Consider the following 12,358-nt stretch of genomic DNA (forward strand, 5'->3'; position numbering starts at 1 on the left):
GATTGGCGGTGCTATCACCGCTGCATTGCGGTCGCATCGACGCATTTTTGCGCGCATGCGCGGAATCGGGCGTGTTACTACGCCGCGTCAGCCGCTGTTGCGCAAGCCTGCCGAGATGCCGTTGATGGTGAGCTGAATGCCGCGCAGCACCTGCTCGTCGGGATCGTGGCTGCGGTGTGCGCGCAGCAGCTCGACCTGAACGTGGTTCAGGGGATCGAGATAGGGAAAGCGATTGCGGATCGACCGCTCCAGGAACGGATTGCCCTGCAGCAGCCGGTCCTGTTCCATGATGTCGAGCAGGCTCTCGATCGAGCTGTGCCATTCGGCGCGGATCCGGCCGAAGATCTTGGCACGCAGCGCCTCGTCCGGCACCAGCTCGGAATAGCGCGAGGCGATCGCGATCGAGCTTTTCGCCAGCACCATGTCCATATTGGACAGCAGCGTGCGGAAGAACGGCCATTCGCGAACCATGTCCTGCAGGAACGCCATGCCCTGGTCGGGATGCGCCGCGACCCAGGCTTCCACTGCGCTGCCGAAGCCGTACCAACCGGGCAGCATCAGCCGGCATTGCGCCCACGAAAACACCCAGGGGATCGCGCGCAAATCCTCGATCGCGCGGGTCTTCTTGCGCGAGGCCGGCCGGCTGCCGATGTTGAGCGTCGAGATTTCGGTGATCACCGTCGAGGCCCAGAAATAGTCGACAAAGCCCTCGGTCTCGTAGACCAGCCCGCGATAGGCCTTGAAGGCGAGCGCCGACAATTGCTCCATCGCCTCGAGATATTCCGGCCGCGGCGCGCTGCGGCGCGGCTGCAGCAGGCTAGCTTCCAGCGTCGCGGCGGTGAGGATTTCCAGATTGTTGCGCCCGACCTCGGCGTTGGAATATTTGCTGGAGATGATTTCGCCCTGTTCGGTGATGCGGATCTGACCGTTCACCGCGCCGCCGGGCTGCGCCAGGATCGCGTCATAGCTCGGCCCGCCGCCGCGGCCGACCGAACCGCCGCGGCCGTGAAACAGCCGCAACCGCACGCCGTGGCGCTCGAACACCTCGATCAGCCCGATCTCGGCCTTGTACAGCTCCCAGCCCGAGGTGACGAAGCCGCCATCCTTGTTGCTGTCGGAATAGCCCAGCATCACTTCCTGGACGCCGCCGCGGCTATCGACCAGCCGGCGATATTCCGGAATCGACAATAGCCGGTCCATGATCGGCGCACAGGCCTGCAGATCCTCGATGGTCTCGAACAGCGGCACGACGTTGAGCGCGCTGCGGCCCGCCGGATCGATCAACCCGACCTCCTTGAGCAGCAACGCCGCCTCGAGCATGTCGGAAACGCCCTGGGTCATCGAGATGATGCATTGCGGGATCACCGAGGCGCCGTACATCGCGTGCGCCGAAGCCGCCTCGTGCAGCACCGCGAGTTCACCGACGGCCTCGTCGCTGTATTTGACGAACACCGATGTCAGCGGCCGCATGCCGCGCAATTCGGCGGTCAACACGGCGATCCGGGCGTCCTCGTTCAACGCCAGATAGGAATGGCCGGGCCTCGCCGCGTCCATCAGTTCGGCGATGGTGCGCTCATGCACCGCGGAATTCTGCCGCATATCGAGGCTCGCCAGATGGAAGCCGAAGCAATCCACCGCGCGGCGCAGCAGCCGCAGCCGGCCGCGCGCGATCACGCTGGAATTGTCGGCCAACAGCGAGCGGTTGAGAATGTCGAGATCGTTGCGGAACTCGCGCACGCTGGCATAGGGCGCGGCGGTCGCGACCGGCGCGCGGATGGTTTCGACCTTGAGCTTCAACGCGGTCGCGGCCAGCCGCGCATAGATCCCGGAGACCGCCAGCCGATAGGGTTCGCCGCGGCGATGCGGCGAGGTGTCGGGCGACGCCGCCGCCAGCGCGCGCAGATCGTCGGAGATGGCGGCCAGATGCGACGCCAGCGACAATTCGGAGCCCAGCGCGTGCAGCTCGTCAAGATAGAACCGCAGCACCCGCGTACTATGCAGGCGCAGCGCGCCGCGCATCACCTCGGCGGTGACGAAGGGATTGCCGTCGCGATCACCGCCGATCCAGCTTCCCATATGCAGGAAGGTCGCCAGCTCCTCGCCAGGCTCGCCCCCTTCCGCCGCCTCTTCGGCGACGAGGCGATCCTCGAGCACGCCATGCAGACGGGGGACTTCACGAAGGAAGGTATAATCGTAGAATGACAACCCGTTGGTGACCTCGTCGAGCACGGTCAGCTTGGTCCGACGCAGCAGATTGGTCTGCCACAATGTCAGCACCGCGCGCCGCAGCTGCTCTTCGCTGAGCGCCATTTCGTCGGCGGTGAGCTGGACCCGCTCGCGCCGATCCAGCACCGCGGCGATCTCCATCTCGCGGTCCATCGTGCTCTTGCGCCGGACCTCGGTCGGATGCGCGGTCAAGACCGGGCTGACCAGCGCTTGCTTAAAAAACTGCCGCAAGTCGCGGGCGCTGATACCGGCCTCGCGGGCATGGGTCAAAGTACGGGCCAGCATCCCGGCGCGCGGCGCCGCGCCCGCGGTCGAGCCCGCACGCATCTGCCGGATCGAGTTGTGATCCTCGGCAATGTTGGCGAGGTGGGAGAAATAGCTGAAGGCGCGGACGATCCGGACGGTATCCGGGGTCGACATGCCGTTGAGAATATCCTCGAGTTCGCGGCGCGCCGTCCGGTCGTCGTCGCGATGAAACCGGATCGAGGTCTGCCGGATCCGCTCGACCAGGTCGAATACGTCCTCGCCCTCCTGATCGCGGACGGTATCGCCGAGAATCCGGCCGAGCAGCCGGATGTCGCTGCGCAATTGCGCGTCGTCCTCGAAGATCTCGTCGGCGCGGGCGGCCTGGACGTCGGGATTGGATGGCATGACCATGGGCGACATCGGGATGCTCCAGGAATTTGCCGGCCTCCCCACGTCGCAATTTTTCACGCCAGGCGCAAGATCAAGAAAACGGCGGCGCCTGGCGCGCCGGCGTGCCGGGCTCGGGATAGCTGGGATCGGCTACGACCGGGGCGTCAATGACATCCGCGCGCGAAGCGAGTCTGTCGTCGATGCGATCCGCCGGCTCCTGCGGCGATGGCGCCACCGGGTCTGGCGCCGGCTCGACCGGGCGCGCTTCCGGCTCGGACGCAGCCTTCTTGCTCTTGCGTGCGTGCCAGACGAACGGCGCGATCGCTGCCGTCAGAACCACGACGACCATCAGAATCAAGAGCGCGGATTGTTGCAGCAATTCGATCCCCGGCACGCTGGCGGCCAGGATCAGACCGACCAGCGCGATCCGCCAGGACGAGGTGTGCACGCCGGCCGTGAAGGTCCCCAAGGCGACCAGGGTGAGCGCCGACAGCGCCCCGAGATTGCCGCCGCTCACGACGCTGACATTCGTGACCGGCATCAGCACCATTGTCACCAGCACCGCCGACCAGTGCAGGATCTGGGTCAGCACGAGCCGCCACCGCGCCTCCTTGCTCACATCCACGTCCCAACCGGTGACCACACAGATCAGCCCGATGAACGGAGCCAGGGCGATCCAATAGGCTCTGGTTTCGCTGATGCTGGTATAGGCCACCCCGAACAGCGCAAGCGCCAGCATCGACAGATAAGGCCAGTCATCCATCAGGAAGTCGCGGAATCCGGAACGCCAGGTCGGCGATGGCGGGCCGGGCTGCAGATCGTCGATAGGCTGGCTGGTCATGTCGCGCTCCAGCGAAAGTGGCGGATCGGGCGTGCGTTGGTCGCTCAGTCACCTAGTCAAGGAAGGCAATTGACGGCGGTCAACGCGACCGTCGATGGCCCCCGATTGGGCGAGACACCCGCGCCGACCGGTTCCTGCGGGTTGCAACGAGGCACCGACGATCAAGTTCCACTTTCGCTGAATTGGGTTTCGGGGGTCGTGAGAATGCCGCCCATCCTCCGGGTCAATGCGCGTCCGACCAGCTTTTTCGAAGAATTTCCAGGATTTGCTGGTAATTTCGAACGGGTGACGCGGTCTGATTCTGTAAAACTACGCATTGCGACACAATCGCGAACCGTCCTAGCATTGCAACCTCGGAGGAGATTTCGCGTGCGCGAGGGACTGAGAATCTCGACCCGGCTGATCTTGTCAGTGATCTTGCTGGTCGTCCTGACCGCCGCGACCGTCGGGTATCTCGGCTATCGCAGCGTCGCGGGCGTGGCGATCCCGCGTTATTTGGTGCGGATCGACGCCAATGCGCGCGCCCGCGCCGTCGATCTTGCCAACAGCATCAGCGGTGCCCGGGCCGACGTGAAAGGCTTTCGCCGCATCATCGGCATCGACGAGATCATGGCGCTGGGCCTCGATCCGTCGCTTCCCAGCGTCGGCGGCCAAACCTTGGCGCAATGGCGCGCCCGGATCGCCGCGCGGCTGGCGGTCGAGCTCGAGGTCAAGCCGGAGTTCTATCAATATCGGATCATCGGGCTGGCCGACCAGGGCCGCGAAGTCGTCAGGGTCGAACGGCGGCAAGACGGCACCGTTCGAATCGTGCCGGACGCCGAATTGCAGCGCAAGGGCGACACCGGATATTTCAAGCAGGCGCTGGCGGCCCCCGATGGCGCGATCCTGATCTCGCCGGTCGAGCTCAACCGGGAGCACGGCGAGATCCAGACGCCGCACACCCCGGTGGTGAGAATCTCGACACCGCTATTCGCCCCCGACGGCACAAGGTACGGCCTGCTGATCGCCAATCTGGACCTGCGACCGGCGTTCGCCCAGATGACGGACCCCGCCAATCCGTTTGCCAAAGTGTATGTGGTGAACGACCGCGGCGAATATCTGGTCGATCCGGATCAGGGGCGAGCCTTCGCATTCGAATTCGGCAAGGCCTCCCGCATCCAGGACGATTTTCCGAGCCTCGCGGGCGCCCTCGCTTCGGGGCCGCAAAACCCCACCAACCCGGCCATCGTCGAGAACAGCCAGGGTGAAAGATTTGCCGTGGGTTTTGCCGCGGCGCGGGTGAAGGACGCCGCGCCGATGTCGGTGGTCGAAGTCATGCCGGCAAGCAAGATTGTCGCCGTGCTGGTTGCGGCCGCCCGCGATTCGATCCTGCTCGGCGGCTCCGCCGCGGTGCTGGCCGCGGTGCTGCTCGGATATGCGCTGACCCGAACGCTGACCCGGCCGCTGAGCCAGATGACCGCGGCGGCGGCGGCCTTTGCGGCGGGCGAGCCGATGCAGCTGCCGGCGCACGCCAGCGGCGAGGTCGGCGTGCTGGCGCGCGCCTTCAACAAAATGATTCAGGAGGTGAGCGCGAAGAACGCCGCGATTCGGCACGAGAAAGACGTGTTCGAGAGCATCATGACGGCGATGGCAGATTCGGTTCTGCTGATCGATCGCGATGGCAACATCGTCTACGCCAACCGCGCCAATCAGGAACTGCTCGGGTCATTGAATGTGACCGGCACCAAATGGCGCGATCTGTACGACATCTATCTGCCGGACGGCACGACGCTGCTTGCGCCGGAGCAATGGCCGACCTCGCGCGCCTTGCGCGGCGAAATCGTGGACAATTACGAGCTGATCTACCGGCGTCGCGAGTCCGGCAAGACCGTCCAGGTGTTGGGCAGCGCGCGTCCGATCCAGGATGAGTCGGGCACCAAAGCCGGCGGGGCTGTGGTGGTGTTCCGCGACGTCACCGAGATCAGGGCGACCGAGCGCAAGCTTCACCAGTCGCAGAAGCTCGAAGCGATCGGCCAGCTCACCGGCGGCGTGGCGCACGATTTCAACAACATGCTGACCGTCATTGCCGGCACGGCCGAGATCTTGACCGAAGACCTCGGCGACCGGCCGGAACTTGTCGCCTTCGTTCAGATGATCGCGCAAGCCGCCGACCGCGGCGCCGACCTGACGCGGCATTTGCTCGCATTCGCCCGCAAGCAACCGCTGCAGCCCACCAGTGTCGACGTCAACGCCATGGTTCTCAGCTTGAAGCAAATGCTCCGACCGACGCTGGGCGAGCACATCGAGATCGACTCGATGCTGGAAGAGGACACCGAACCCGCGGACATCGATCCGTCGCAGCTTTCCGCCGCCTTGCTCAACCTCGCCGTCAATGCCCGCGACGCCATGCCGAATGGCGGCAAGCTGATGCTCGAGACCGGCAATGTGGTGCTCGACGAGTCCTATGCAATCCACAATCCCGACGCCCGACCCGGCCCCTACGTGATGATCGCCGTCAGCGATACCGGCACCGGCATCCCGGTCCAGCTGCGCGACAAGGTGTTCGACCCCTTCTTCACCACCAAGGCGGTCGGCAAGGGCACCGGTCTCGGCCTCAGCATGGTCTATGGCTTCGTCAAACAGTCGAACGGGCATATCAAGATCTACAGCGAGGAAGGCCACGGCACCACGATCCGGCTGTATTTGCCGCGCGCCGGCACCAAGGCGGACGCCGCAGCGGTCGCCGCGCCAGTCGAGGGCGGCAGCGAGACCGTGTTGGTCGTCGAGGACGACGCCCTGGTGCGCGACTTCGTGGTCGCCCAGCTGCACAGCCTTGGCTACCGAACCATCGCGGCGCCCGACGGCAAGACCGCGCTGGCGCAAGCCGAGGAGGGCGCGGCGTTCGATCTGCTGTTCACCGACGTGATCATGCCGGGTGGCCTCAACGGCAGGCAGCTTGCCGGCGCCATATCGACGTTTCGCCCGCTGAGAGTTCTTTACACCTCCGGCTACACCGAAAACGCCATCGTCCATCACGGCCGCCTCGACGCCGGCGTGCTGCTATTGCCAAAGCCCTATCGCAAGTCCGATCTCGCGCGGATGGTGCGGGCGGCGTTGCTGTCCGAACCGATGCGGTCGGCCCCCGAGAGCGCCGAATCGCGGGTCAAGACCGCCACCGGCTAGAGCCATCCCGGCTCTGATAGATCAGAACCGGAGCTCTGGATTCTTGTTTTGACGCGGTTTCTTCACGCGAACCGGTACCCGCTTCGCTCGAAAACGCTCGACATCAGATCGCCCGTCCCGCCTTGGCCCAATACGGGTCGCGCAGCCGCCGCTTGAAGATCTTGCCGGAATCCTCCCGCGGCAGCTGGTCCATGATCTCGATGTGCTTGGGCACCTTGTAGCCGGCCAGCGCCTTCTTCAATTCGGCGCGGATGAAATCCGGGTGCAGCGTGACGCCGGGCTGCGGCTCCAGCATCGCCATCAGCGCCTCGCCGAATTCCGCATCGGGGATCCCGAACACCGCGCAGTCATGCACCCCGGGCACGGCATGCAGCACGGCCTCGATCTCCGCCGGGTAGATGTTGACGCCGCCGGAAATCACCATGTCGCGCTTGCGGTCGCAGATGAAGACGTAGCCGTCTTCGTCGATATAGCCGACGTCGCCCGAGGTGATGAAGCCGTCGCGGTCGATCTCGGCGCGCTTCTCCGGCTTGTTGTGATAGGTGAAATCCGGATTGCCGGGGATCCGCGAGAAGATCTCGCCGATCTGCCCCTGCGGCAATTCGTTGTTGTCGTCGTCGACGAATTTGAGTTCGGCGCCGGGCGCGATCTTGCCGACGGTGCCGGGCTTCTTCAGCGCATCCTCGGAGCTGGCGAAGGTGACGGCACCGGATTCGGTGGAGCCGTAGAATTCATAGATCACCGGCCCCCACCATTCGATCATCGCCCGCTTGACCTCGGCCGGGCAAGGCGCTGCCGCGTGGATGATATGGCGCAGCGACGAGACGTCGTATTTGTCGCGGACATCCTGCGGCAGCTTCATCAGCCGGATGAACATGGTCGGCACCATGAAGGCGGTGTCGATCTGCTGGTCCTGCACGAGTTGCAAAAACTCCTCCGGCGCAAAGCGCGGCATCAGCACCAACGCGCCGCCGAGTCTGCCGGCACGCAGCCCGAACGCGTTCGGCGCCGAATGGTACAGCGGCCCCGGCAGCAGCGTGCGGGCCCCGGGCTTCAGCCCATAGATCATCGCCCGCATCGCTTCGGCATTGGCGGCCTGCTCCGGCGTCGGCGCGTTGCGCCGCACCCCCTTGGGATGGCCGGTGGTGCCGGAGGTGTAGATCATGTTCGAGGGCTGCGGCAGCTTTGGTCCGGCATAGGGCGCCTGCTTGGCTGCCCATGAATCGAGATCGATCGCGCCGGCCGGCGCAGCCAGAGGGTCCGGATCGATCTTGTAGTTCGACAGGATTTCCGGCGGCGTCGGCACGCTGAGCACGGTGATTCCGGTGGCGGTCACGGCGTCGAGCCCGTGCAGCAGATCGGCATGGCCGAGCAGCACGCGCGAGCCGGAATCGCCGACCACATAGGCGATTTCCTCCGGCTTGAAATGCCAATTGACCGGCACCGCATAGGCCCCCAGCATCATCACCGCATAGGCGACCTCGATGAAGGCGATGTCGTTGCGCATCAGCACGCAGACGCTGTCACCGGGCTTGACGCCCAGCTGCTGCAAGCCGCCGGCAATGCGGGCGACGCGCGCATCGACCTCGTCGAACGAGCGGCGACGCTCGCCGGAGATGATGCCGTGAAACAGAGGGGATGTTTGCATTGTCTATTCCGATCTTTCGTCGGGTTGCGAGGTCCTCATGTGGGGAGCGCGTCTTCGCGCGTCTCAAGCCATGAGGATGAGGCTTACCGTCATTGCGAGCGAAGCGAAGCAATCCAGGGCTGGAGGCGAAGACTGGATTGCTTCGTCGCAAGTGCTCCTCGCAATGACGGGGATCGTTTGTTGGTCACACGTCTGCGAAGCGCGGCGCGCGTTTTTCAATATTGGCGCGCACCGCCTCGAGCTGATTCGTCGATCCGATCAGCTTTTGCTGCTCGACGCTTTCGGCGAGCAGCGCCGGGCCGGGATCGACCGACAGATTGTTGAGCATCCGCTTGGCGGCGCGGATCGCGTCCGGATTCTTGCCGGCAATATCGCGTGCCATCTGCAGCGCGGCGGCGCGCGGATCGTCGACGATCTGCGTCGCCAAACCGTAGCTCATCGCCTCCTGGGCCGAGAAGATCCGTCCGGTATAGGTCAGCTCACGCAGGATATCGTCGCGCACCAAAGAGGCCAGGATCGGCGTGCCGGCCATGTCCGGCACCAGCCCCCATTTGATTTCCATGATCGACATCCGCGTATCCGCGGTCAGCAACCTGATGTCGGCGCCGAGCGCGAGCTGGAAGCCGCCGCCGAAGGCGACGCCGTGGATCGCGGCGATCACCGGCACCGGCAGCATCCGCCAGCCCCACACCGCCTGCTGGGCGGCATTGGCAAGGCCATGGGTGCGCTTGGTGAGGTCGCGGAACTCGCCGCCGGGCACGCCATTGCCGCCGCTCTCCTTCATCGCGGCGAAGCGGCCCATGTCGAGCCCGGCGCAGAACGCCTTGCCCTCGCCGCTCAGCACCACCGCGCGCAGACCCTTCTCGCTCGCCAGCCGCTCGGTGGTCTTGACCAGCGCCTCGAACATCGCGGCGTCGAGCGCATTCATCTTGTCGGCCCGCACCAGCCGGACGTCGGCCACGCCATCCGTGATCGTTACCGCAACGCGATCATCCATTGAGGGGTCTCCTGCCCGTTTTATTATGGCGCCACAAAAAAGCGTTGTCGGGATTTAGTCAATCGCCTAATTAACTGCAACCTTCCTCTTTCCGGGCAGCTCCCATGTTCAATGATCAACTTCTGGCAGGCCGGCGCATCCTGATCACCGGCGGCGGCACCGGCCTCGGCAAAGCGATGGCGGCGCGTTTCCTCAGCCTCGGCGCTGAAATCCACATCTGCGGCCGCCGCAAGGGCGTGTGCGACGACACCGCGACCGAATTGATGGCCGAATTCGGCGGCAAGGTGATGACCTATGGGGTCGACATCCGCGATTCCGCCGCGGTCGACCACATGGTCGAGACCATCTTCGAGGGTGGTCCGCTCACCGACCTGATCAACAACGCTGCCGGCAATTTCATCTCGCGGACCGAGGAATTGAGCCCGCGTGGCTTCGACGCGGTCGCCAATATCGTGATGCACGGCACGTTCTACGTCACCCACGCGGTCGGCAAGCGCTGGATCGCGGGCGGCCATCGCGGCAATGTGGTGTCGATCACCACCACCTGGGTCCGCAATGGCAGCCCCTATGTGGTGCCGTCGGCGATGAGCAAATCGGCGATCCACGCCATGACGATGTCGCTGGCCACCGAATGGGGCCGCTACGGCATCAGGCTCAACACCATTGCGCCGGGCGAAATTCCCACCGAAGGCATGAGCAAGCGGATCAAGCCTGGCGACGAGGCCGGCGCCCGCACCAAGGCGCTCAATCCGATGGGCCGGGTCGGCACCATGGAGGAACTGCAGAACGTCGCGGTGTTCCTGATCTCCGGCGGCTGCGACTGGATCAATGGCGAGACCATCGCGATGGATGGCGGTCAGGGCCTGGCCATGGGCGGCAATTTCTATCAGCTGCGCGACTGGAGCGACGCCGACTGGACCCAGGCCCGTGACTCGATCAAGGCGCAAAACGAAAAGGACCGCGCGCAACGGGGGTAGCGTCTCGCTGCTATCGTCGTTGACTCCCCGTGGCTCCCCTCCCCCTTGCGGGGAGGGGTCGGGGGTGGGGGTCCCCGAGCCAGCGCACGTGGCCTTCCCCCACCCGACCGGCCTTACGGCCGGCCACCCTCCCCGCAAGGGGGAGGGATGTTTTGCGCGAGCGTCAAACAACTAATCACTCCGCCGCCGCTCGACACCCCAGCTCGCTCCCTCCCGCTTGTGTTTGCCCGCAAACCGCGGCAGACTTTCTGGCAACAACAAGCAACTAATAAAAACCTCCAGGGAGCGACAATGTCCGAGAGCCAGGAGCCGAACACGCTTGCCGGCGTGGTCCGCGCGCAGGCGGCCGCGCGCGGCGATGAGGTGCTGTTCGAATTCGAGGGGCGGCAAACCAGCTTCGCGCAATTCGATGCCCACACCAACCAGATCGCCCATGCGCTGGTTGCGTCCGGCGTCAAGCCGCACGAGCGCGTCGCTTATCTCGGCAAGAACAGCGACATCTATTTCGAGCTGCTGCTCGGCGCCATCAAGGCCAATGTGGTGATGGCACCAGTGAACTGGCGGCTCGCGGCTCCCGAGATCGCCTTCATCGTCGAGGACTGCAAGGCGGCGATCCTGTTCGTCGGCCCGGAATTCGTCGACCAGGTCCGCGGCATCAAGGCGCAGATACCCGGCGTGCGCCACATCATCACCACCGAGGGCGGCGCGCCGGAATGGCAGGATTTCGCCACATGGCGCGACGCCCAGCCGGCGGACGATCCGAACATCGCGATCGGGCCCACCGACATCGCGATCCAGCTCTACACCTCCGGCACCACCGGCAAGCCGAAAGGCGCGATGCTCTCCCACGCCAACTTCCTGTCGCTGGTCCGCGCCGGGCAGGACAACAAGCCGGACTGGAACAGATGGTCGACCGAGGATGTCTCGCTGGTGGCGATGCCGGTGTTCCACATCGGCGGCTCCGGCTGGGGCATGATGGGGATCTATCATGGCGCCAAGGGCGTGATCGCCCGCGAATTCGATCCGACCAAAATTCTCGACTTCTTCGAACACGCCAGGATCACCAAGCTGTTCATGGTGCCGGCCGCGATGCAATTCGTGGTACGGCAGCCGCGCGCCCGCGAGGTCGATTTCTCGCGGCTGAAATACATGCTGTACGGCGCCTCGCCGATTCCGGCCGCGCTGCTGAAGGAATGTATCGAGGTGTTCAAATGCGGCTTCGTGCAGATGTACGGCATGACCGAGACCACCGGCACCATCGTGGCGCTGGCGCCCGAGGATCATGTTGAGGGGCTGGAGCGGATGCGCTCGGCCGGCAAGGCGCTGCCCGGGGTCGAGATCGCGATCCTCGATCCCGACGGCAACCGCCTGCCGCCGCGCGAGGTCGGCGAGATCGCCACCCGCTCCGGCTCCAACATGGCCGGCTACTGGAATCTGCCGGAAGCGACGCAGAAAACCATCGACGCCGACAACTGGCTGCGCACCGGCGACGCCGGCTATCAGGACGAAGATGGCTATCTCTATATCCACGACCGCATCAAGGACATGATCATCTCCGGCGGCGAGAATATCTATCCGGCCGAAGTCGAGAGCGCGATCTGCGATTATCCGGACGTCGCCGAAGTCGCGGTGGTCGGCGTGCCCGACGAGCAATGGGGCGAAGCCGTCAAGGCGATGGTGGTGATGAAGCCCGGCAAGGAAGCCACCGCGCAGGATATCATCGCCTTCACCCGCAGCCGCATCGCCGGCTTCAAGACGCCGAAATCGATCGACTTCATCCCGGCGCTGCCGCGCAACGCCTCGGGCAAGATCCTGCGCCGGCATCTGCGCGCCCCGTATTGGAGCGGCAAGGACCGGCAGGTGAACTAAGT

The 12,358-nt window shown here is 64.9% G+C and carries 7 protein-coding genes; 3 read left to right on the top strand and 4 right to left on the bottom strand.

Translation table 11 applies throughout. The features are described from left to right. Positions 1–87: 87 nt before the first annotated feature. The gene (gene ppc, locus RBJ75_RS11425) at positions 88–2,883 is read right to left on the bottom strand and encodes a phosphoenolpyruvate carboxylase (protein WP_411194521.1); all 2,796 of its coding nucleotides are present in this window, start codon (positions 2,881–2,883) and stop codon (positions 88–90) included. 70 nt (positions 2,884–2,953) lie between these two features. Further along, the gene (locus RBJ75_RS11430; RefSeq protein ID WP_052628929.1) at positions 2,954–3,703 is read right to left on the bottom strand and encodes a hypothetical protein; all 750 of its coding nucleotides are present in this window, start codon (positions 3,701–3,703) and stop codon (positions 2,954–2,956) included. A 369-nt stretch (positions 3,704–4,072) separates the two neighbouring features. On the opposite strand from RBJ75_RS11430, the gene RBJ75_RS11435 reads away from it, so the two are divergent. Then, positions 4,073–6,865, top strand: a complete 2,793-nt coding sequence (locus RBJ75_RS11435; RefSeq protein WP_276156481.1) for an ATP-binding protein — start codon at positions 4,073–4,075, stop codon at positions 6,863–6,865. Between the two features lie 103 nt (positions 6,866–6,968). Here the strand turns inward: RBJ75_RS11435 and RBJ75_RS11440 are convergent, their stop codons facing one another. Continuing rightward, positions 6,969–8,513, bottom strand: coding sequence for an acyl-CoA synthetase (locus RBJ75_RS11440; protein ID WP_044413593.1), 1,545 nt, complete (start codon positions 8,511–8,513; stop codon positions 6,969–6,971). Positions 8,514–8,697: 184 nt separating this feature from the next. Continuing rightward, positions 8,698–9,510 carry a crotonase/enoyl-CoA hydratase family protein gene (locus RBJ75_RS11445; protein WP_276156480.1) on the bottom strand — a complete coding sequence of 271 codons (813 nt, stop codon included), beginning with the start codon at positions 9,508–9,510 and terminating at the stop codon, positions 8,698–8,700. Between the two features lie 104 nt (positions 9,511–9,614). Here RBJ75_RS11445 and RBJ75_RS11450 point away from each other — a divergent pair, with 104 nt between their 5' ends. Next, positions 9,615–10,487, top strand: a complete 873-nt coding sequence (locus RBJ75_RS11450) for an SDR family oxidoreductase (protein WP_276156479.1) — start codon at positions 9,615–9,617, stop codon at positions 10,485–10,487. A gap of 291 nt (positions 10,488–10,778) precedes the next feature. Beyond that, positions 10,779–12,356, top strand: a complete 1,578-nt coding sequence (locus RBJ75_RS11455; protein WP_044416612.1) for a fatty acid--CoA ligase — start codon at positions 10,779–10,781, stop codon at positions 12,354–12,356. The last annotated feature ends 2 nt before the right edge of the window (positions 12,357–12,358 follow it).

Origin of the sequence: Rhodopseudomonas sp. BAL398 (assembly GCF_033001325.1) — a bacterium.
GTDB lineage: Bacteria > Pseudomonadota > Alphaproteobacteria > Rhizobiales > Xanthobacteraceae > JARJEH01.

What these genes read in the sequence shown, in the direction of transcription:
- RBJ75_RS11445 (WP_276156480.1), bottom strand. Translation starts at nt 9,510, where the DNA reads ATGGATGATCGCGTTGCGGTAACGATCACGGATGGCGTGGCCGACGTC.
- RBJ75_RS11455 (WP_044416612.1), top strand. Translation starts at nt 10,779, where the DNA reads ATGTCCGAGAGCCAGGAGCCGAACACGCTTGCCGGCGTGGTCCGCGCG.
- ppc (WP_411194521.1), bottom strand. Translation starts at nt 2,883, where the DNA reads ATGGTCATGCCATCCAATCCCGACGTCCAGGCCGCCCGCGCCGACGAG.
- RBJ75_RS11450 (WP_276156479.1), top strand. Translation starts at nt 9,615, where the DNA reads ATGTTCAATGATCAACTTCTGGCAGGCCGGCGCATCCTGATCACCGGC.
- RBJ75_RS11430 (WP_052628929.1), bottom strand. Translation starts at nt 3,703, where the DNA reads ATGACCAGCCAGCCTATCGACGATCTGCAGCCCGGCCCGCCATCGCCG.
- RBJ75_RS11440 (WP_044413593.1), bottom strand. Translation starts at nt 8,513, where the DNA reads ATGCAAACATCCCCTCTGTTTCACGGCATCATCTCCGGCGAGCGTCGC.